This is a genomic window from Pandoraea pneumonica, assembly GCF_049918595.1.
In the GTDB taxonomy this organism is placed as follows: Bacteria; Pseudomonadota; Gammaproteobacteria; order Burkholderiales; family Burkholderiaceae; genus Pandoraea; species Pandoraea pneumonica_A.
The window spans coordinates 160,434-182,430 of the sequence record NZ_JBNCRZ010000005.1 but is presented as its reverse complement, the minus strand read 5'-3'; the positions used below and the strand labels follow the sequence as shown (position 1 = coordinate 182,430).

Here is a 21,997-nt window from a genome sequence, read left to right as displayed (position 1 = left end):
CAGATCGCACACCATAAAATTCGCACAAGGCGCACAACTGTGAGCGAGCGCATCATCGTGGCCCCGGTTGCCATTTCGTGTCAGGGGGTGGCGGCGCATCGAGTGCGCCGTTTAGCGTGAAGGATTGTTCAGTGGGGTTGTAGGTGAAAGCGCGTGCGCCGGGGGATTGGGTCAGGTCGACGTGGAGCAGCGGCATGAAGCGGCCGGTGGTTTGCAGATAGTCGCGTTGGACGAACTGCGCGCCACCCAAGCCATCGCCAACATAGAAAATCGCTTCAAACGGGATCTCTTCCGGCACATCCTGCGGCCACACGCCGATGATGGCTTCGTTCCAAAAGCGGTTGCTCTCAGGAATGTAGGCTCGCGTTTTGGTTGATACGTCGACCGATTGCGCATCCGGGGCAAAATTGCAATGGAGGCTCTGATTGAACCAGGTAATCCACCCTTGCGGTGTCGTTACGCCAAGCGACGCACAAGTTGGATTGTGTCCATTCAGGCAACGATCGGGGGTACCGGTGCCTGCGTCGCGCGGATAAATACATCGAAACGTGAGCGGACGCTGCACAGGGGCAGCGAATTCGCGAACAATCATGCCAGCATCACCACGCCCTGAAATCAGGCGGGTCATGAGCATGTCGGCCCGCGCATACGAAAAGGACACACCAAGGGCATTGATCGAAGTCTGGCTGGGATTCCACGAATGAAATTTGTCCCCCCAACCGGTGATGCGCAACACCACCCCATTGCAATAGAACGACGCACGCCCATCGGGACAGGCCACCGACGTGTCGTCATATCGCGCGGCAATATGCTGGGCAACCGCATAGCCGTCGTAAAGCTGATCCCGCTCATCGAACCCGAACGATGTCGCCTCGCCTCCGCTTAGCGCCGCCTTCAATATCGGCACCCACACGCCTGTCGCGTTGAAGTACTGCCGTTGATCGGTCAACGCCTCGATCAATTTGCCGCCATTGGCCACGTCGTAATAAACCGCCTGTACTGCAAGCTTGGCCGGTGCTGCCGCATCCCATGCACTGACACCCACGGCAATCGGGTCTCCCGGACATGGCGTGCAATCGGGCATACCGCCTCCTATCGGCGGGCATCCGCACTTCAGGTCGTATGGTTGCCCGTTACCCACGGCCGTCGGCGTATCCGCCAGCACGAACCCCACCGGATAAGGCGGATGAACCGGAGGCAAGTCAGCCCGAGCGTAGCTAAGTCGCGCGACACCCGACGTCACTTCGTCGTTCGTCAGTTGCCAAAATGAAGTCCCGACACTGCCTGTCGGCACAGTACGCAACAGTAGCCCGGAACATTCGTAAACCGGCTTGTCGACGAAGCATTTCGATGGCGTCGCGCGATAGCGCTGGTTGATCAGATAGGCCACATCTGCGCCCCCTAACTTCGGGGCTGTCGCGATAACCCCGCCAGTCTGCGCGACGGGTGGTGCTGGCGATACCAGCGCACATCCCGCAGCCAGCCACACCACGCAGCACAGCCAGACACGCCACCTCATCACGCTTCGCATGAAACGTCTCCCGCATCCGTTCACCGCGCATCACGGCGTGACGCCGATCACTTGCATGAAGTCCGCTTCATTGCGTCCCGTGGCATTGCCTTGCTCGGAGCCACCGTTCAGGTCATACGCATAGGCGGTGCCTGCGCCGATCTGCGTGCCCGTCCAGAACAGATAGCTCAGCCAGCCCATATACGCGGCTACCGGCCCATTGCCGTTGTAGTAATTGCGCCAGAACGCCTTCATCTCGTCGAGCGTCAGCAACGCCAACCCTACCGACGCACAGGCGTTCTTCGCCCCGGCAAAGTTGGCCGATGCACTCACGAAGTGCACCTCTCGAATGCCCTTGACCGTCACCGGATGACTGCGCGACTCGCCCATCGCATCGGTCGCTGTGATCGCCGCGGTGCCGTTGCCCACAGCCACGACGTGGCCCGCGTTGTCCACCACGGCCACCGCCGTATCACTCGACTGATAGGTATGCGGAACAACACCGAACTTGGCCTCACGGGTGTAGGTCGCAAACGCGGGCGCATCACTCGGCGGCTTCGGGCCGACGAGATAGCCCTTGCCGGTCGCGTCCACCGTCATCGCCGCCTCGAAGGCCTCGCCGATAAAGAGCGTGAATAACTCCGAGTTGACAGGTTGCCCGCCGCCGCGTCTGACCGAGTACGACAGAAAGGCCGATTTGTCGCGATTCTGGTCGACGTGCGCGCGCGGCACCTCGAACACATAGTCTTGTTGCGGCGTAGCACCCACCGTTACCGTTTCAATGAAGACACCCGGAGAGCCACTTGCATTGGACCACCGGAACTCAATCACATCGCCCTCGGCGATGCCCTGATACGGCTTGACGATCACTTCCACCGTCGGCCCGACAACATCCTCCGGCTGAAGCGATGTGCCGTCGGACAACGGCACCACGACCTTGGGCAAGTCGCCCACCGGTTCAAGAACGCGAAACTTGAATTCCCTCGACTCGATCAGTCCGGCCCCAGTCAACACCACCTGCGTCTTGATCGAGATCTGCCGTCCGGAAAAGCGCGACAACACAATGCGCGGAATCTTGAACTCAACGGGACGATCAATATCAATTGCGCTCGTGAGCTCCTTTGCGTCGGACCATTCGTCGTTATTGATGTTGATAAACACCACGTCGAAAAGCCCCATGCCGGCATAAGGCATCACGATTGCCTTGGCACCGTCGGCTGGCACGTCCTCCAGATTCAGCACGCCATTGACGACGCCTTCGATATCCGGTGGCTCGACCAGCCCCGGCTCGGGCGCCTGCTCCCCAACGGCGATCGTTATCGTGTCCGACGTTTCGGTCGTGCCGTCTTCGTGTTCGACGGTGTAGTGCACGTCGACGGTGTGGCCGTCATTGGGCGCAATATGCTCATCGAAGACAGACAGACGAATCACGCGCGGCAGGTTCGACGCGTTAACACTAATGCTGTCGCTCATCGAGCCTGCGTCTGTCGCGCCTTTCCAGTACATCGTGATGTAATCGCCCAATGCCTTGCCGGTGTAGACCGGTATGACGACCTTAGCCTCAAATAACTCAGGGTCGAGCGTCCCGTCCACGGCCTCTTCGACCAAGGGCGGTTCGAGCGACGCGGCGGCGTCGCGCCTGCCGCCCATGTTTTTGTCGAGATACATGTTCGTGCTCCGGTGAAGTGCGGCGATGACGATGAAGCTCACCTCATGAAATGCGCAGTTTCGGCGCCATCATGGCGCGGCCACGCACAGCGGATGTCGCCTCGTAGACCAAGTCCCGGTCGAGGGTCTCCTTCACCGAACTGCTGTTACCGCCAGCGGCAGGCACGCCCCACGTCACGGCACCGCCACCGCCGAGCACTGCGGTGAAGGACTCGGAGTTGCCGTAGATGGCGCGCACATCGACCAACTGGGCGGCAACCGACTCTGTACTCCCCCCGACAGCGTCATTACCCCATGCCACCACGGTGCCATCGGAGCACAGTGCGGCGAAGGCCCCCCACCCAACAACGTTTCTGAGCATGCGAAGCGCGACGAATGCTGCGTTGCCCTGCACATTGACGCCGTCGGTGCCCGAGCCGAAGATGTTCCCGGGGTTGATCGTGACCTGGTCTGTCGCGGATCGAACATGCAGCGGTACCCACGGCCGCGTATCTTTGAAACTCACCCCAGTCGTCCACACGAGCTCGTCGTCGTAGCGCCATTCGGCGAGCAGATCGGCGCGCGATGTGCGATGCAACGCCCGCATGTACTGCGACGTACCCGATGCTCGGTAGATCGTCCCGTTGAGCCGAGCGCCCATGACGAGCAAGTCGCCAGTGCCAAGCTCACGACGCACGTCGTAGATCTTCGCGCCAGATTCCTCCACCGGCCCGCCCGCCGCGCGTGTCACGGTGTAACTCAGCTCGATCGTGACGCCATTGTTGGCCAGGACGATGGCCTTGGGCACGGTGATCTTGACGGCACCGCCCGCTTCTCCCGGCGTCACCGTGTGCCGATATTCACCAGTGCCGTTGCCCGGCACTCCCGCCCACGTCAGCACGATGACATCGTTTTGTCTGAGAATCGCAATCGCTTCGATGGTGACCGTCGCCCCACTCGCCGGCACGTCGTCGGGATCGAGCGACGCCCCGTCGGCCTGATCGATCACAGGCAATGGCAGCGCCGACAGCTTGATCGAGAATTCCAACTTTTCGCTGGTATCGATCGTGTTACCTGCGCGCACGATCTCGTACCACACGCTCACGCCGCCATCGACACCGGCGATCACCGTGTCCAATTCGATCGTGAAAAGGATCGGATTCTGTGAAGGACCGACGATCTGCGTCTTTTGGGTGCTACCACCATCCTTCGTGCTATCCCAGTGCAGACGAATCGTGTCGCCTTGTTGCATCTGCGCCGCGCGTTCGACCACGACCTCAGCGCCCTGCGGCACATCGCGCGGGTCGAGTACACCGTCGTCTCGCACCGCGGGTACTTCAGGGGCTGGCAGATCCATCGAACCGCGCTGCACGCGTACGATGTATTCGGCGGACTCACGGATCGGGGGGGTCCCGTTATCGACCGTATAGACGAGCACGACATCCTTGCCTTCGAATGGTGTGAGGTTCACCATCGGTATCTGACGTGTGATCGGCTTGCCGACCGCGTTTAACGTCACGTCGATACGCCATTCCAACCCGCCACTGCCCGGCCCACCGCCCCACGTCATGTAGATGTGATCGCTAAGTGCCATGCCGTCGTACACCGGAATATGCGCCGTGGCCGACGCACCCAGCATCGACAAATCGAGAATGCCGTCTTCAGCTTCTTCCACGTGCGGGGCTTCGAGCAGATCCGAATCCTCGACGCCAATACGCAAGAAGAACATCTCCGACGTGAAGCGCTGCGCCCCACGCTCGACGTGGTACCAGATCGGCACCGTCTTGCCGACCCACGGCGTCACGTCCTCGGGCGCCAGCCGGAATTGATAGTCGCGCACGGTGCTCAGCGTGATGCTGTCGGTGTAGTACCCGGCGTCACCTTGGTTTCCCCAATGCAGTACAACAACGTCGTCGCGTTGCATTTCGCTATAGCTGAACACCCGTGTCGTCACACCGAAATCGATCATTTCGGGGTCGAGGTAGTCGCCTTCGGCTTCGTTGACACCGGGCGCGGGCCACTTCGCCTCGGTGCGCACCGTGAGGACGAGATTTTGCGAATCCCGTTCGGTGCCGTTCTTGTGAAGTACGTGGTAATTGACGGTCACCGTGCTGCCTAAGAACAACTGCACCTTGGCCTTCGGCACACGCAGTGTGATGTCGTCACCCACCATGTTTTGGGTGACGTCGAAGGTGTCGGAGTGTTCGCCCGCCCCCGTGCCTTGACCAAACCAAATCGTGACCGAATCGCCGTTTTCCATGCCTTCATAGGGCTTCACGCGCACGGTCGCACCCGCTGGCGGCAGCGGCTCCGGATCGAGGATGTCGCCCACGGCTTCGTCGACTTCCGGCGGCGGCAACTTGTCGAGCGGCGGCGTCTGCACACGGAACCGGTTGATGGCTGAGTCCTGCGGCGTCGTCTGTCCAGCGCGCGTCACGCGATACCACACGTCCACCGATTGCTGTGCCGCGGCGTTGGCGTTGACGACAGCGCGGGGCACCGTAAAGACATAAGGCTTGTTCAGATCGCCTGCGGCCATCGTGTCCTGATGATCGGTCGAGCCCGCTGGCGTTTGCCCTTCCCAGAAGATCTCGAGCACGTCGCCCACGCTCATCAGTTCCCACACCGGCACGGTGACGTCGACGCCTGCACTCGGATCCTCGGGCGGATTCAGTTCACCGCCCGCAACACCGTCCACGTCCGGCGCATCGAGCATCGATTCGCCGAGTACGGTCAGTGCAAGATGCTCCGACTCGCGCGTCTGGGCGTCGGGTTTCGCGGGTCTGACGATGTAGTACACGTCGACCGACCCGCCCGCCAGACCGGTGACAAACCCCGGCGGCACGAGATAGTTGAGCGCCACGCCGGGCACTGTCACCGTCTTTTCCTCGCTATGCGTCATCGGCAGGCCGCTGGCCTTTTTCCCATCCCACTGAATGGTCACCACATCGCCCGTCGACATGGTCGGCCACGGGCTGACGACGACGGTGGCGCCGTTCGGTGCGTCCTCCGGATCGAGTTCACCGTCCACGGCCTCGACGACACTCGGCGCGGGCAGCGGCACGTAGACACCGGAAAGGGTGAGCGACGTGCGCTGCGACCGTCCCACGTTTGCGCCAGTGTTGTCGCGAACGAAGTAGTACAGCGACGCGGTCCCCGGCGTCACTGCCCGGATCACGGTGTTGAACAGCTTCGAAGAAATAATCGGCGCTGGCGTGGTAATCCGTTCGTCGAACTCGCGTTTGAGCGAGTGGCCGTCGGAAGACAACCCATCGAAAACGAAGTGCAACTCGCCGCCGACAGCCATCGGCGGATCTTGAAAGCTGACGATGATGTTGGCATCGGCACCGTTTAACCCGTCGTAATCGAGATTGCCGTCCTGCGCTTCCAGCACGACGGGCCGGTCGAGGATCGCGTCGCCCGCTTCCACATGAACGAACGCTGGCAGCGAGTAGAGCGACCATTCGCTCACGATGTCGTCGATGTCGTAGGTCACCGACAACTGCTCGCTGTCGCCCGCATCGATGATGATGTCGTGCTCGATGATGATGACCACCGGCTGTCCGACCTCGTCGGCGCTCAGGGGCGCCCGGCTCACCGACAACGTCCCCCACCGGATACGCACGACATCGCCCTCGGCCATGTTGGGCCATGGCGGAATCGTGACGGGCACACCCGCCTCCGCCTCCGGCGTGCCGATAATGCCTTCCGGCACCTCGGGCGGCACCAGATTCTCATTGGTGTAGGGGGTTTCGGTGGGGTTCGGGTCGACACCGCCGGGCAGCGTGAGCTTGACGAGGATCGTCGTCGGTGTTGATTCGACATCGTCATCTGTATTGCCCGACGTGAACACATACCAGACGTCGACCGGGGCGATCTGCAACCCCGACGCATCGTAGATTTGCTGGACTGTCTTGACGCTGACGTTCATCGTCAGCGGCAGAAACAGGTCGTCGCGACCGAGCACGTGGTTGGCAACAGCGGCATCGTCCCAGTAGAGCGTAATCGAGTCGCCAACGGCCCACATCAAGTTCGGCGGGATGACGACTTTGATGAAGCCGTCGGGTTTATTCGTATCGCGAAACCCGATACCGCCGTAGGCATCCGCCGCAGGCACCGTCGGCGGATCCATGGCCAAAATCTCTTTGTACGTGGGGTCTCGGGTTACCGCCGCAAGCACGACATGGGAGCCAGAAGCGCTGCCCCCGGTGGTTAACGGTGAATTCGATTGAAGGCCAGACAGGGAGTCGTTCGGGCGCATGGTCGTCTCCGCGTGATCGAGGGGCCGGAGAGAGGGCACTCACCAATGCAAACGTGGCGCGTCCGACAGTCCGGACCTCCATCAAGCCACGCGAAACTCGTGCTCGCCAACTGTCAACGTTGACAGTTACCGAGCACAAAACTCTGGTTCCACAATGGGCACCCTGCCGCTGCGTGCGAGTGGCGGGACTGCCGCTCGCGGCAGTGTCCCGGCGCGAGACGCCGCCGCACAAGAAGCACGTTTCGAATTCTCCGACGAAGGAGCCCGCCATGAAACGCGACTCTGATGATTACGCGCTGTACCGAGTCCCCGGCAGACGCAAAATTTCGCCCACGGACGAGACATCGACCGGAAAGGCCGGTAGCACCCCCCTGGAGGCCGTGAACGACCTCGTCATTGATGCGGCGGCCCTTGCCCCCATTCCAGACGGGTTCCCGCCCGACCTCATTGTGCTGTCGTCATGGAAAGAGAACGACCTGGAATTCACGGCCGTCCTGATTCCCGACTGGTACGCCGATGACTTTGTTCATGTGATGTTCGATGGCGTTGAAGCTTTCCGGCGCCAGATCACGCAAGAGGAATACGACGACGGCGAACTGGTCATCACCATTCCTGCGCCACGCGCCGATGGTGAGCACACGATCACGTATTCGATTTCGTCCCAATACACCGACGACGTAACCGACGCATCCAACCCGCTGACCTACATCGTCGACACCAGGCCCCCGGGTACGGCGGAACTCGCGCGACTCGAACTTCCTGACGGGGTCGAAAAGGAAGGCTTGGACGACGCCAAACTGGCCGAACTCGGCGGCGTGCTGGAATGCACCATCAAAAGCTACTCAGACTACGAAGAGGGAGATGTGATCACCGTGTATGTCGTCAACGACGACACAGGGAACATCGACCAAGCGGAGGCGAGAATTCCCGTCGGCGGCAAAGATGCCCCGACGATCGTCACCTTCACACGGGAACAGCTCGTAGGGCTGGGTGCCGGCAAGCTGATCTTTACCTATGACGCCGTAGATCTGGCTGGCAATCGCTCCGGCCGCTCGACGCCCGTGGATACTGACTCCTACGTTGGCGAGGGCATCGAAGAGCTGCTCGCGCCCATCGTGCCGGCCAACACCGACAATGGGTTCATTGACGAAGCCGAAGCCCGCGCGCCGGTCGAGGTCGGCATTCCACGTCAAGACGTCATTGAAGATGGCGACGAGATCGTTGTGATTTGGGGGACACAGCGCGGCGAGCCGTACCCCGTCACCAATGCCGGCGGGACTAACGACCCCATGGAGTTCGTCCCCGTGCCGTACGCCATCGTGCAAGCGTCGGCGCCGAACGAAGGGGACAACGACGTCGACGTGAGCTACGAGGTACGCCGCGGGGGACGCGGGCGTGGCACGTCGCCGGCAACGCCGGTGAAGGTCAATCTCGATCAACCCGGCGGGATCGACCCGGAACCGGAAACCCCGGTCAATGAAGCGCTCGGCCTGCCGATCGTACGCCACGGCGAGTGGACCGAAGACGACCCCGAAAACGTCATTCCCGTCGACAACTCGCAACAAGACGCGACGTTCATTGTGCCGTGGAACATCGAACAAGGCCCCGGCGCCGGCAACCCGGCGTTTATCGTTGACGACGTGATTCGCCTGTACTACGGGGACGACGCCTTCACCGATGCAGACCCGTGGCCGCTCGCCTTCCACGAGCATGTGGTCACGGCGGCGGACGTCACCGCGGCCGAAGATCTGGAATTCGTCCTGCCTGCGGACAAGATCACGGAGCACGGCTCGGGCGAAATTCCCGTGATGTACACCGGCGCACGTCACATTCAAGACGCCAACGGGCCGCTCCCCGAAATCATCAACGTCGCCTACTCTCGCACGCAGCTCGTCACAGTGGAAAGCGCCGGGGAACTGCCCGGTGGCGGTGACCCGTTACCCTATCCGCTGTTCAAGAGAAATATCGGTTACACCAATTCGTCGCCGCCACCGCCGGACGGCAAGGGCGTCGGCTACGAGGAAGCGTTCGTGCAGCCTTACGTCAACATGGAAGCCGGCGACCTGCTCCGCATTCATGTGCGCGCCCTCTTCCTGGCAGACGGTAGCGGCGGCGCGATCAAAAAAGCGGCATTCGGCCACGACGGCGATACGCTTATCCCCGACTATCCCTATGAGAAATATGTCTCGCTCAGTGACGTCGGCAACGAAGTGCCAATTCGTTATCCGTGGGAACGCATTCAGTACCTGTTACCGGTGACGCAGGTCTATTTGTCGGTGACGGTCACGAATGCGGCGGGCAAATCGGTGACATCAGGCGAATCGGACGTAGTCGGGGACACGCGCGCCAACCCGTCTTGGCCGCCCGATCCGGATCGCCCGCCATCGGGTACACCGACTGTCGGCGGTGCAGCCGGTGCCTCAAGCACATTGCGCCCCGGCATGGTACGTGTCCCGTCCCCGTGGTCGAACGGCAAACCCAAGAAGGGGGCGAAGAAGGCACGCTAGCGCGACGCCGCTTCACCCAGTTTTTGAAGTCAGGAAGACCGCATGCGCTGTACCGCGTGTGCGGTCTTTTCGCGCGTGCCTGAACTCGGACTGGCCACTTTCAGACGCCGTTTTCGGCGTAACATAGCCGCACACGAACAACGTAGGTTGCGGTCAGGCACTGCCACACGCCCCGGCCGAGCACGTCGCATTCCTCACGATTCATTGCCATTGCAGCGCCCCTTGGCGAAGCGCCCGCCGCAGCAACCGGACCCTTTCACATGGCCAAGTACCTGATCGGCGATGCCGCCCGTTTCGACAGCGAGACCCTTACGCTCGCCGCCACACACAGCCCCGATACACCGCTCGCGCTCGGCGCGGCAGCCGCGCGCTGCCTGCTGGTGCTGCTTGAAGCCGATGGGGAAATCGTTACCAAAAAAGCATTGCTCACCGAAGCGTGGGAGCAATACGGTGCCGTCGTCTCCAGCAACAACCTCAGTCAGGCCATCGTGCAGGTCCGGCGTGCGTTGGAGCAAGCCGGTGTCGATCCGGCTGCGCTCGCCACCGTGCCTCGCATCGGCTACCGCTTGCATCAGGCGGTGAAGCTCAGCCCGTTCGTCGACGCCAATACCGCGCAAAGCGTGATTCCGGCCTCTCCGGCGGTACCGATCCCTTACTTTGGCGAGGAAATCTCCCAAATTGAGTCAATTGCGAAAGAAATTTCACCAGATACAAAAGCTGACGACACGAAGGTAGATTCACACGCCGATGCCGAACACGCCCGCACGCCGCAGGACGCCGTCGCGGGTGGCCAAGCACCACTGCCGCCACGCGCGCGATTCTCCCTCCGTCCTCGCCGGGCTGCCGCCATATGGTTGGGCGTCGCCCTGATCAGCACCTTCGCGGCGCTCGTCGTCATTCCGCCCCTGCGCGGCGATTTGCGTACCAACGCACGCGTGGCGACTTGGCAGCCGGTAGCTGGCAACGGGATGCAACGTTACTTCGTTGCGTCAGATCGTGCCGACGACGCGGCCTACATCGCCGATCGCATCGCCACGCTAAAGCGCGAGCCGCCGGCATCGGCCACCGATCTCGACGCGCGCCTCGTCTACATCAACAGCGCCGCCCACAGCGATACGTATAGCTACATTCTTTGCCGCCGCCCCATCGAGAGCGCTGTGCCCGAATGCGTCTCGTATCTCATCATCAACCAGCAACCCGAGCGCGCTGCCTCATGAAGCTTGCGATGCCACCGATTCGTCCTCGTTATCTGATCCTCGGCGTTGCGCTCGCCGCGCTCCTGCCGTGGGGTGCCGTCTGGCTGACGACAAGCCCCGAGCGAGTGGAATGGCAATGTCTGGCCGACATCGAATTCGCCACCCACTCCGGCAATCGACTGGTGCGGGCGTGGGGCCGGGCCGAAGCCGACTATCGGCCGGACGGTACTGGATTCACCCGATTCTCTGGCTTTCTGCGTGCCAGCCCCAATGCCGCCAAGGCCGACGAAGCGCCGCTAACACGCGTGCATCGCGCAATGGAGTTCGACTATCAGTCGGTGGGCAGTCTCGTGCGCGTGAACACCACGCGCACGACGCGTCTGATCAACGACGCCTCCGACGACGAGTTGGTCTATCGCTATCTGCTGCCGGGGTTCCGCCCCGGACATACCGACTACTTTCAGGCGATGCGCGCAGGCGACGGTGTAGCGGTTGCCGTCGCCGATCAGCCGCGCGTGTATTGCGCGCAGCCGCAACGCACGCCATAAAAAAACCCCGTGTGATTTTCATCACACGGGGCAAAGAGGTTGAGCCTTATCTTGACGGATTCAGCCCCTCCCCTGCTTCGTCGCGAAGTCCCTTAGGACCGTAATCAGATTTAGAACGAGTAACGCACACCCACGTTGACACCCCACGGCTTGTCGAGACGCTTGCCGATCGAGTACGACGTGTCCAGATACGCTTGCAGATTCGGTTGCATCTGCGCAGCCAGACCCAAGGCAATTTCAGCGCGCGTGCCCGACAGGTCGTTGTTGAACTCGATGTCGTTCACGCGAACCATGTTGTTCTTCACGAATTCCTGCACGACAGCGGCACGTGCGTACGGCTGGAAGTTGCCCTTCGACGTTTCGAACGTCTTACCGACCGTCACACCCAACGTGGCCTGCACCGATGCGTTGCGATCGGCTTGTGCCGTCATGCCGTTATCCAGCGTGAAGTTGGCACCGCCCGCGGTCATTGCGGCGATCTGTGCGTACGGCTCGACGAACCAGCCGTTGGTCAGCGTCATCTTGCGACCGAACTCTGCCGAAATACCGAAACCGTTGCTGTTGTAATCGCCCTTGCTACGCACACCATCGCGCATCATCACGCTCAATTCCGACATGTAGCGGTTGTACTTGAACACGGTGTCGAAGTAGTAGCCGTTGTTGCCCAGCCAGGAGGCGTACACACCTGCGGTGTAGCTGTCGATCGAGCCCGTCGAGCCGACGTCGAACTTCAGGTTATTGGCACTGGTACCGGCCATACCGCCGACGAGCCACGTGCCGTTGGCATTGCGCCCGACGATGTGATCGGCACCGGCGATCACCCCGTACTGATCTTGACGGTAACCTTGCCCAACCGACGGGCTGGCGTTGTAGCGATTGCCGAACGTGCGTGCCCACGCGCCGCCTTCTTTCGTCTCTGCCAGACGCACGTCGCCCAGACGCGTACGCAACGTCGACGCTTCGCCCATCCACACGGTCGGCAGCGCGCTGAAAATACCGACGATCGACTCGGTGCCCGACGACGGGCCTTCGCCGCGCACGAGCTTCCAGTAGGTCTTGCCGTCGATTTCTTCCTTTTCCAGCACGTAAGCGTACGCGCCCAGATCGACCTGGCCACCGACCACCGAGAACGTGGCGCTGCCGCCGTCGTCTTGCACGAGTTGCTGCGTATCCACTTTGGCTTCGGTGCCGGTGTTCTTCACGGCGAGACCGAAATTACCGGTCGAATCGCCACCCGTCAGGTGCAGACGGTCGGCTTCACCAGCATCGAGATCCGTTTGCATACGGAACGTACCTTCGCCGGAGAGCGAACCGATTTCGAGCGTGTGGTACTGGCCCTCAGCCGCCGTGCCGTGAATGTCGATGATGCCGCCCTGCATGGAGACGTTAGCCGTTTGGCTGTCTTCCACCAGACGCCACTCGCCGTCGGTTTCCAGATGAATGCGGTCGGCACCTTCGATGCGGCCGGTCACGACGGCGCGGTTCGACAGCGTGAGATCGGAATTGACGCGATCGCTAAACTTAATGTCACCTTCCAAACGGCTGTCGTCGATGGTGATATTGGCGTTGAAGGGGTGCGGGTTGCGATCATCCTCGCCGTCGGCATTGAAGCCGACTTCGATCAGCGTACCGTTACCCGCCTTGATCGTCGTACCGTTCAGGATCGCCAGCGACACGTCGAACTCGTCCTGGACGGAGCCGACTTCTCGATAAATTTTGATCGCCGCGCCGTCTTCAGATTCAAGATGCGCGCTGGACAGAATGACCTCGGAACCCGCCGACACGGGACTGCGCTCAGTAGAGATTGCCAGCGCATGGTCGGCGCCCACGAACTTCGTACCGTAGGCACGCAACGTCGAATCGACGATTTGAATCGCATAGTTCAGCCGCCCCTCGCCACGCGTGGCAATCACTTCCCCACCCGACATCTCGAGCAGGCTGTTCGCCGAGACGGACGCCGTACGCCCAACACCGTGCAGGCTGACGTTGTTGAGCACGGCAACCGACGGGTTCGCCTCAGAATCGACCAACTGGCGGCCAACCCACAACGCGGCACCGTCGGTGCTGATGACCGTCGAGTCGGTCAGCGAGAGACGTCCGCCGTCACCGGCAGTCACCAAGACGCCGTTGACGCCAGTGCCGGGCGTGGGGCCGTGGATATAGAGATTCGATGCCTCGACGCTCCCGCCCTGAACGGCACGCAGATACTGAACCGTCGTCGTTTGATCGGCGGCACCGTTGAGCCTCAACTTGCCGTCGCCGCTCACCGTAAAACCATGGCCGTCGATCTGATCGTGCCCACGTCCGCACCAGCCGGCGAGATCGACGTCGATACACGGGCGGGTGACATCGATTTCGTCCGCGCGAGCGCTATTGGGGATTGCCGAAAAGGCGAGAAGCACCGATGCCGCGAGCACGCGCATGGGCACCGGAAACCGGGGGGAAAACGAAGGAGACTTCACAGGGGGACCTCGTTGAAATAATTAACAACGAGGCGAACGGTAGGGCAGAAAATCTCACCAACCGCCAAATTTATAGCGAATTTCAGCGATATTCATTGAATTTCACCATAAATCACCCACAAACTAGCGAAATCTTAAAAATCATTGTTTGACGTCGGATTTTGATGCGGCTACAGATAACCCGTCAGACGAACCGATCAGAACGTGTAACGCAGGCCGACCTGAGCCCCCCAAGGCTGACTGATCTTATGTCCGGCGCTCGTTTCCACTTCTGCGTAAATCTGCATGTTGTGACGCAACTGCGCCGCCAACCCAGCCCCGAACTCGACACGCGTCCCGGACGTATCGTTATTGAAGCCGATACCGTTGATCATGATCTGATTGCTGGTGATGAATTCCTGAATCATCGCGAGCTTCAGATACGGTTGCAGTAATCCGCCGCCAGCCAATTCCAGCGTCTTGCCGAACGCCGCACCGATGCGCGCTTCGACCGACCCGGTGTGCGACGTTGTTGAACTCATGCCGTTATCGAGCGTGAAATTGTCACCACCGATGCGCAGCATCGACATCTGAACGTATGGCTCGACGAACCAGCGGTTGCCGAACTCCATGTGCCGGCCGAACTCGAGCGTCATACCGATGCCGTTGTTGTTGAAGCCGCCATGCGAACCGGTGCCATCGCTCATGATGACGTCGGCGTTGTTGACGAAGTGGTTGAACTTCACCAAGCCATCGAAATACCAACCGGCTTTGGTGAGCCACGTCGCGTAAAGACCCGCCGTGTAGCTGTTCACGCCGCCGGTCGAACCGTTATCGAACGTCAGCTTGCTGTGGCTCGTACCCAGCATGGCACCGACGAGCCAAGTACCGCCCCATGCCTGACCGACGACGGCATCCGCCCCGCCGATCACACCGTATTGCGTTTGACGGTAGTTCGTACCGTCACCCGGCTTCGCGTTGTATTGCTTGCCGAACGTGCGCATCCACACGCCACTATTGCTTTGATCGCCGATACGCAGTTCACCAAGACGGGAGCGAAGGATCGCGGCTTCGCCGTACCAAACTGTCGGCCCTGCGCCCGAGAGACCCAATACGGTTTTCGTGCCAGGAGATAAGTCGCCATCTCCCGGATCTCCCGGGTCGCCCGGGTTTGTCACCAGCGCCCAGTTATTGCCTTGCTGCTCCAGCGTGTAGCTGTAGACCCCTGCATCGACCTTTCCGCCCACCAGCGAGAACGCCGCCCCGCCACCGCCCGTTTGCACGACCGTCAACGGCGAAAGATCCGTTGGCTCGCCGCCTGAGTTGCGCACGTGCAACTGATAGCTGCCCGTCGCGGAGCCGGTCACGTTGAGCAAGTCACCCGTATGAGTCCCTAGGTTGGTGCTCATCAAAAACGTGCCGTTGCCGGAGAGCGTGGCAATCGTCAGCGTGCGTGTGGTCGACGTGCCCACCGCCGTGCCCGAGATGTCGATATTCCCAGCATTCATCGTCACGGTGCCGACGTTGCTATCGCCCGTGAGCAGCCACGTGGCGTTGGAGTTGACGGCCAGCGAATTGATATTGGAAAGCGCCCCTGTCAAGTTGGCATTGTTTTGCAGCGTCAGATTGACCGTGGCCGTGCCGTCACCGCTGACATTACCGACGATGTTCGAATTGTCGATGGTGGCATTGGCGGTGATGAGGCCCGTGGCTTGCAGTGCGAAGCCATTCCCGCCCGTTAGTGTCGAGCCGTTCGAGATCAGGATATTGGCGGTGTGCCCTTCGAAGGCGGGTATCGGTCTGGCCGGTTGCACAAGGATCGCCGGGCCTGTGGTGGCACTCACCGCCACGCCGTTGAGCGTGGTGGTCGACACGGTTTGGGCCGTCAGGTTCGTCGTTGTGGCGGTGATCCCCGAGAGGTTCCCGGTAATCGAACCCCCATTGGCCACTACGTTGGAATCGAAATTCACCACCCCGCCGTTGATCCCGCCAATGTTGCCAGTGCCCGCGCTCACGTTCGAATTGTTCAGCGTGAGCAAGCCGTTCGACGAGACGGAGATCCCGTATTGAAAGCCCGAAATGGTGCTGTTCGACACGGTCACTTGCGATGCAGGGAGACCACCTGTGGTCTGTCCGGTCAACTGGATACCCGGATTCGTCGCACTTGAGACCGTCGAGTTGGAGATCGTCGCGTTGGAGTTCTGCACGGAGATTGCCGTGGGCGCTGCGCCCCCGCCGGCCGCCGGTGCTGTCGAGTCGATCGTCGCGCCGTTTGTCGTCAAGTTGGACGGGGCGCCAGACGTGTTTTGTATCGAAATCCAGTTGGTCGCCGCGCCGCTATTGACCGTAAGCGAACCGCCATTGGTAACGGTCCATGTCTCGCTAGGATCGCCCGGCGCGTTGACCGTCCGGTTCACGCCGTTGACCGGTGCCGCCTGAGCAGAGACGGCAAGTGTGGCAAGCGCAAGGCCGATAGCCGAAGTCAATGCGCGCTGTCGAGGGACCGAGGAAGTTGACGTAGGCATGACGCGGGCTCCTTTTCATAAGGAACAACGGACTGCACAACGCGACAACTCTCCAACTACGGTAAACGGTGTCGCTTGCAAGCAACATAGGCCGCAGGGCGAAAACCGTCACCTGTCAACGTTGACAGGTGCGGATCGGGAGATTCCGTGCTTTAAATGAAAGGGCGTACGTCAGCAAAGTCACCGAAGCCGGGCGGGCGATGCCGCCAAGGTCGCCATAATCGTATCGGAAAGTTCGACCGGATCGACCGCGCTCACGTCGCTCTCGGTTTGCAGCGGCGTGGACTGGCAGCCCGGCGTGAGGCGCAGATAAGGCGGCTCGGCCTTCGCGAACAGCGTGACGCTCGGTGTCGGCGTCGTGTGCGCCACGTGCATCAAGCCGCCATCTGCCCCGACGAAGAGCGCTGCGTTGGCAATCACGCGTTTCGCGTCGCGCAGCGAGAGCTCGCCCACGAACGATGCCAGTTGCAGATGTGTGAATTGCGCTTGCATCAGCGCGCTCGCGGCCTCAGCGCCATTTCCCGAACCCAGCAAGACAATCCCTGCGGGCATGCCGGGCATAAAAGCCTCGTCATAAGCCGCTAGACACTCGCGCCAGTGCGCATAAGTACGGCGCGGCTCCACACCGCCCATCGCAATCGCGAGAAACGGGCGCTGCGGCAGTTGTTGCTCGATCGCGTCGGGCAGTTCGGTCTCCGCGCGCAAATAAGGTTTGGCGCGCGAAAACAGTTCGTCAGGACCGAGACCCAGCGCGAACACATCGTTGACGGCCGCCAAGCTGAATTGCGTCTGATTGCGATCCGGGCCGTGGAAGAAGCGGAACAAACACGCGAACGGCAACGCCGGGAAATGGCGTCGCTTGATGCGCAGCGTCGGGTAGTTGAATTCCTGCATCACGACGACGTCGTAATCGGCCGCGTTCACGGCGGCCGGATCGTCGTAGACATGACGGAAGATGTCGTCGCCTTCGAACACCGCTTTCAAGCTGGGCGCGATTAGCAGATCGACCGGTGCCTTGCGTTCGCGTAATAGTGCGCGACCCGAGAGGTCCATGACAGCGTCGCCGACAGACGCCTTACCACCGTAAATCCACAGCACGCGTGCGTTCTCCGGCACGTGGTGGACCTCGCGGCTCGCCTGACCGCTCAACGCGAGACGCAGGCGGCGGTGAAGATATTTCTTGGCGACGGAGACATGCGACGTGCGTTGCAGAAAGACGTCGGGTTCGTGATACACCCACGCGTACGGAATACGCGTGCTCGGCTCAGTGAGGGCACCCAGTCGGCGGGCAATGAAGCGCTGCAATGGCATGGTCGAATCGGAAAGCGAGCGAGTCGCCGCACCGGCCCACATGTACGTCTTTGGACCGGTCGGCGACCTCTAAAGAACCGGAGTATGCCACGCCTGCCGCAGCGTCAGATCACGCGAAACCCGTGCGTGCCGTCACGATGTAGTTGATCGACCAGCCCGAACTCCCAGTCGAGATACGCCTGCATGGCTTCCGCCGCATTGTCGGTGCCTTCATACGGGCGGCGATACCGGTCGTCGCGCGCACTGGCCAGACGCGTTTCGCCCTTCTCCAGCGGCAACCCCTCGTTGATCCACGCTTGCGTGCCGCCTTCGAGTACGACAATCTCGGCATCGGTGAGATGTCGCAAGTCCGCCGCGGCAAAGCGCGCGAGCAAGCTCGATCCGCACGTGAGCACATAGCTATGTGCCGGACCGACCGCGCGCAAGGCTTCAGCCAATCGCGCGCGAATGACAAACCACGCGCCCGGGATGTGCCGTTTGACGTAGTTCGCGCTCGCGGTGAAGTCGAGCACTGCAAGCTCGCCGGTTTTTGCATCGTCCAGCCAGCGCGCGAGCAGCGCAGGCGTAACGGAGGCAACGTCCGGTGCGCTCGGCGTGTGCAACGGCCAACCGCCTTGGGCACTGCGCGCGTGATCGCTATGTGGTTCCACCACGTACACCGTCCATCCCATCTGTGCCAGCCACGAGCCGGTCATGTCGGCACGCACGCCATCGTCGTCGGCCAGCACGATCCACGCGCCGCGCACGGGGGCTTGATGATCTGTCTCTTGCACCAACTGACCACCCGGCGCGCTTGCGAAATCCGGCAGATGACCGGCTGCGTATTCCTCCGGCGTGCGCACGTCGAAGCGATACACGGTACGTCCCGGGGCGTTCAGCGACGCGACCTCGTCTAGCGCAACACGTTGAACACCGGCACGGTCCGCCACCGCGCGTGCGCCTTCACGCGCGACGGCGAGCGTCGCTTCGCGCACCTGCGCCGGATGACGGCGCTGCGCGCCGCGCTCAAGCGTTTGCCCTGCCAGCGTCCAGCCGATGGTGCCGTTGCGCAACGCGGCCACCGGGTTGGGCAGCCCCGCATTCACCAGCGATTGCGTGCCGATGATGCTGCGCGTGCGTCCCGCGCAATTCACAATCACGCGCGTGGCCGGATCAGGGGCCAGTTCGCGCACGCGCAGCACGAGTTCCGCACCGGGGACGCTGGTCGAACCGGGAATGTTCATGGTCTGGTATTCGTCGAAGCGCCGGGCGTCGACCACCACGACATCGGCGTCGGCATCGAGCAGCGCCTGCACTTCCTGCGCGGAGAGCGACGGCGTATGTCGCAGCCCTTCGACCCATTCGCCAAACGACTTGCTCGGCACGTTCACGTCGCGAAACACTTCACCGCCCGCGGCAATCCAGCCATCGAGACCGCCCTCGAGCAAGCTCACGTCGCGGTAGCCCAGCTTGCGCAACACAGCGGCGGCACGCGGCGCGAGATCCACGCCGTCATGCTCGCCATAGACGACGATGCGTGTATCGCGGCGCGGAATGCGCGCCCACGCTTCGATCTCCACGCGCGAGAGCGGCAAGTTGGCGGCCCACAGCGGATGCGCCTGCGCGAACGGGTCTTCTTCGCGCACATCCAGCAGCGCGATCTCCTGTCCGGCGAGCAACGCCTCGCGAACCTCGGCAAACGTCAGTTGGGGAAATACGGAAGGCTCGGCGCCAGTTGCGGTATCGGCCGCCTGCGACGGCACGTCAGTCGAATGATCGGACACGGCAAATCCTTGAATTCGGAAAGATACGAAGTAGGAGGTGGCCTGCGCAGCCAGACGGCCATTGTGGCAGAAGCCCCGGCTGCGCGTACGCCGCACGCTGTGGTGCGCTGCGGCATGCCACGTACGGCGGCATCAGACGCGCTGTGCCGCCCTGCCCCACGGGTTCGGCAGTTGCGCGTTGGCGTAGCCCGAGACAAAGCCCTTGCGCTCGCCCGCCTCGGTGAACACGCTGCGGTGCACTGCCCCGATATTCGCGCCGTACACGTGGATGCTCACCGACACGCGATCATCGAAAGCGTTGCTCACTCGGTGAATGTCGCCAAGACGCGGCGAGAGAATTTCCACATCGCCCGGCACCAACCGCACCGGCTCCCCCGCTTCGACCGGTATGCCCTTCGTATCGAGCACATACGGCAACGAATCTTCCGCGCCGCGCAGCATGCCGATCAGCCCCCACACGGTGTGATCGTGAATCGGCGTGCGCTGGCCCGGCCCCCAGACAAAGCTCACGATGCTAAAGCGCTGCCCCGAATCGCAATGCAGCAGGTATTGCTGATAGTGCGCCGGATGCGGCGTGGCAAAGGCTTCAGGCAGCCAATCGTCGCGTGCAACCAGTTGCGCGAGCAGTCCCGCGCCCTCTTCGAGCAGCGTCGTTTCGTGCGGACGGCGCTCTAGCAGCCGCGAAAACGCGGCGACAAAGGTGCGCAACGGATCGAGCGCGTCGTAGTCGTGTGCGGATAGGTTGGCAACGTCCGAGACGTTGGGTGGAGTGATATCAGCCAAAGCAGCAGTCATGCGTGAACCTGAAAAGCGGCGAGCGCGCGCCGGCCGGCTGCGCTCAGGATGGTGTCGTTTTGCGGCGTGTGAATGCGGCTGCACAACACGTCGCGATGATGGCGTTCAAGCGGATTGTTGCGCGACAACCCGTGATTGCCCGTGAGTTGCAGCGCGAGTTCCAGCACGCGAATGGCATTACCCGTGACGGTGAACTTGAGCGCGCCGCTGGCGATGTCGTCCTCCGGCGTGCCTGCGTCGGCCCCCGCAGCGGCCGCATCGAGCAAGCGCTGGTTGACGTGCAACAGCGTGGCGATCTCACCCACGGTTTCCTGCACACGCGGCACGCTGGCGAGCGGCGCGCCCAGATTCCCGGGGACACGAGTGTTCAGAAACGTGACGAGCCACTCGGTCCCGGCACGTGCCACAGCGTCGTAAAGCGTGCCCAGCAGCACGCTCATCCAGGCTTGCTGCTCGATGTGGGCGTCGTTGTCGCGCTGCCCGATGCCCGCCGGTGCCCACTCGTGCAGCGGACGAATATCGACGGCATTGCCGAACGGCAAATCGATGTCTTCGAGAATGACTTCGTGGCTGCCCGAAGCGCGCAAGCCTAAGTGGTCCCAGTTGGGGACGACTCGAATGCCGGGGCGATTCAGTTCCGAACCCGAGGGGCGTGGCACGAGGAACACGCCTACACGCGGTTCGGCCTCGTCGGTACGTGCCCAGACGGACAGCCAGCGCAGCGCCGGGATACCAGTGCAATACAGCTTGCGGCCCGAGAGCCGCCACCCCGTTTCGGTGCGACGTGCAATCGTCGACGGCAAGCCGCCGCGCGCAGGCGTGCCCAAGTCTGGTTCGACGCGTAGCGCGTTAATCAGCGCGCCGTCGTCGACGGCGCTGCGAAACACCTCGTTGCGCTGCGCTTCTGGCCATCGCGTGCTGGTTCGTACCAGCGCGCGATGTTGCAGATACGTCATTGTCAGCACGAGCGCCGTGGCCGACTCGCCCGCCGCGACGGCTGCCACGATACGGCGCGCCTGTGCGAGTCCTGCGCCATGGCCGCCATGGGCGCGCGGAACCACCGCCGCAATCAGGCCGTGGCGATGCAATTGCGTGAAGTTTTCGAACGGGAAGCGGGCCTCGCGATCGAGCGCCGCAGCGCCCGCCGCGAAGTCACGTGTGAGCGTCGGCAGCAGGGTATCGAGCGAACGGGCGAACTCACCGGCATGGGGTGCGTCGCTGGGCGGCCTGGCCAGATGCAGCACAGCGCCAGAAGCGCCGGAAACGCTGGCACGGTCGTCGCCCGACGCGGCCAACTCGGAAGGTTGAGCAACGGTAGACATGAGATTTGGAATAAGCAAATACGCGTTCGGCACAGAACGTGCCCGGGGTTACGCAATGAAGCTAGCGTAAGGCTCAGGCGAGATAAGCCCAACCATCCATATCGAATAATCTTTGCGGAAATGATTATTTAACGGCCGAGATTTGATTGCGTAGGCTCACTTCGTTCACCG

Annotated in this window: 12 protein-coding genes; 3 read left to right on the top strand and 9 right to left on the bottom strand. The window is 61.9% G+C overall.

The window, feature by feature from the left end:
* Window positions 1–52: 52 nt before the first annotated feature.
* The 3 genes from ACPWR9_RS20895 to ACPWR9_RS20885 are packed head-to-tail and all read right to left on the bottom strand — an operon-like array spanning window position 53 to window position 7,289.
* Window positions 53–1,531, bottom strand: a complete 1,479-nt coding sequence (locus ACPWR9_RS20895) for a hypothetical protein (RefSeq protein WP_426300227.1) — start codon at window positions 1,529–1,531, stop codon at window positions 53–55.
* A gap of 30 nt (window positions 1,532–1,561) precedes the next feature.
* Window positions 1,562–3,178, bottom strand: coding sequence for an Ig-like domain-containing protein (locus ACPWR9_RS20890; protein WP_426300225.1), 1,617 nt, complete (start codon window positions 3,176–3,178; stop codon window positions 1,562–1,564).
* A 43-nt stretch (window positions 3,179–3,221) separates the two neighbouring features.
* Window positions 3,222–7,289: a hypothetical protein gene (locus ACPWR9_RS20885; protein WP_426300223.1), complete on the bottom strand. Its 4,068-nt coding sequence runs from the start codon at window positions 7,287–7,289 to the stop codon at window positions 3,222–3,224.
* A 308-nt stretch (window positions 7,290–7,597) separates the two neighbouring features.
* Here ACPWR9_RS20885 and ACPWR9_RS20880 point away from each other — a divergent pair, with 308 nt between their 5' ends.
* The 3 genes from ACPWR9_RS20880 to ACPWR9_RS20870 all read left to right on the top strand — a co-directional run bounded on the left by ACPWR9_RS20880 (window position 7,598) and on the right by ACPWR9_RS20870 (window position 11,669).
* Complete coding sequence (locus tag ACPWR9_RS20880) at window positions 7,598–9,925, top strand: hypothetical protein (RefSeq protein ID WP_426335148.1); 2,328 nt, start codon at window positions 7,598–7,600, stop codon at window positions 9,923–9,925.
* 260 nt (window positions 9,926–10,185) lie between these two features.
* Window positions 10,186–11,142, top strand: a complete 957-nt coding sequence (locus tag ACPWR9_RS20875; RefSeq protein WP_426300219.1) for a winged helix-turn-helix domain-containing protein — start codon at window positions 10,186–10,188, stop codon at window positions 11,140–11,142.
* Complete coding sequence (locus tag ACPWR9_RS20870; RefSeq protein ID WP_426300217.1) at window positions 11,139–11,669, top strand: hypothetical protein; 531 nt, start codon at window positions 11,139–11,141, stop codon at window positions 11,667–11,669. The genes ACPWR9_RS20875 and ACPWR9_RS20870 overlap by 4 nt, the downstream gene beginning before the upstream one ends.
* A gap of 110 nt (window positions 11,670–11,779) precedes the next feature.
* On the opposite strand, the gene ACPWR9_RS20865 is transcribed toward ACPWR9_RS20870, so the two are convergent.
* The 6 genes from ACPWR9_RS20865 to ACPWR9_RS20840 form a co-directional block, all read right to left on the bottom strand.
* A complete protein-coding gene (locus tag ACPWR9_RS20865) occupies window positions 11,780–14,131 on the bottom strand; it encodes an autotransporter outer membrane beta-barrel domain-containing protein (protein ID WP_426300215.1) in 2,352 nt (783 codons plus the stop codon).
* 197 nt (window positions 14,132–14,328) lie between these two features.
* Window positions 14,329–16,635: an autotransporter outer membrane beta-barrel domain-containing protein gene (locus tag ACPWR9_RS20860; protein WP_426300213.1), complete on the bottom strand. Its 2,307-nt coding sequence runs from the start codon at window positions 16,633–16,635 to the stop codon at window positions 14,329–14,331.
* 180 nt (window positions 16,636–16,815) lie between these two features.
* Window positions 16,816–17,946 (bottom strand): glycosyltransferase family 9 protein, encoded by a 1,131-nt coding sequence (locus ACPWR9_RS20855; RefSeq protein WP_426300211.1) that lies wholly within the window; start codon window positions 17,944–17,946, stop codon window positions 16,816–16,818.
* Between the two features lie 104 nt (window positions 17,947–18,050).
* Entirely contained in the window at window positions 18,051–19,631 is a 1,581-nt protein-coding gene (locus tag ACPWR9_RS20850) for a rhodanese-related sulfurtransferase (protein WP_426300640.1), read from the bottom strand.
* Window positions 19,632–19,841: 210 nt separating this feature from the next.
* Window positions 19,842–20,504 (bottom strand): cysteine dioxygenase, encoded by a 663-nt coding sequence (locus tag ACPWR9_RS20845; RefSeq protein WP_426331121.1) that lies wholly within the window; start codon window positions 20,502–20,504, stop codon window positions 19,842–19,844.
* On the bottom strand, window positions 20,501–21,826 hold the full coding sequence (locus ACPWR9_RS20840) for an acyl-CoA dehydrogenase family protein (RefSeq protein ID WP_426300209.1): 1,326 nt from the start codon (window positions 21,824–21,826) through the stop codon (window positions 20,501–20,503). Before ACPWR9_RS20840 ends, ACPWR9_RS20845 begins: the two co-directional genes overlap by 4 nt.
* Between the last annotated feature and the right edge of the window lie 171 nt (window positions 21,827–21,997).

Excerpts from the sequence above, each read along its gene's own strand:
- ACPWR9_RS20895 (WP_426300227.1), bottom strand. The coding sequence starts at position 1,531 with ATGCGAAGCGTGATGAGGTGGCGTGTCTGGCTGTGCTGCGTGGTGTGG.
- ACPWR9_RS20890 (WP_426300225.1), bottom strand. The coding sequence starts at position 3,178 with ATGTATCTCGACAAAAACATGGGCGGCAGGCGCGACGCCGCCGCGTCG.
- ACPWR9_RS20885 (WP_426300223.1), bottom strand. The coding sequence starts at position 7,289 with ATGGATCCGCCGACGGTGCCTGCGGCGGATGCCTACGGCGGTATCGGG.
- ACPWR9_RS20875 (WP_426300219.1), top strand. The coding sequence starts at position 10,186 with ATGGCCAAGTACCTGATCGGCGATGCCGCCCGTTTCGACAGCGAGACC.
- ACPWR9_RS20870 (WP_426300217.1), top strand. The coding sequence starts at position 11,139 with ATGAAGCTTGCGATGCCACCGATTCGTCCTCGTTATCTGATCCTCGGC.
- ACPWR9_RS20860 (WP_426300213.1), bottom strand. The coding sequence starts at position 16,635 with ATGCCTACGTCAACTTCCTCGGTCCCTCGACAGCGCGCATTGACTTCG.
- ACPWR9_RS20855 (WP_426300211.1), bottom strand. The coding sequence starts at position 17,946 with ATGCCATTGCAGCGCTTCATTGCCCGCCGACTGGGTGCCCTCACTGAG.
- ACPWR9_RS20845 (WP_426331121.1), bottom strand. The coding sequence starts at position 20,504 with ATGACTGCTGCTTTGGCTGATATCACTCCACCCAACGTCTCGGACGTT.
- ACPWR9_RS20840 (WP_426300209.1), bottom strand. The coding sequence starts at position 21,826 with ATGTCTACCGTTGCTCAACCTTCCGAGTTGGCCGCGTCGGGCGACGAC.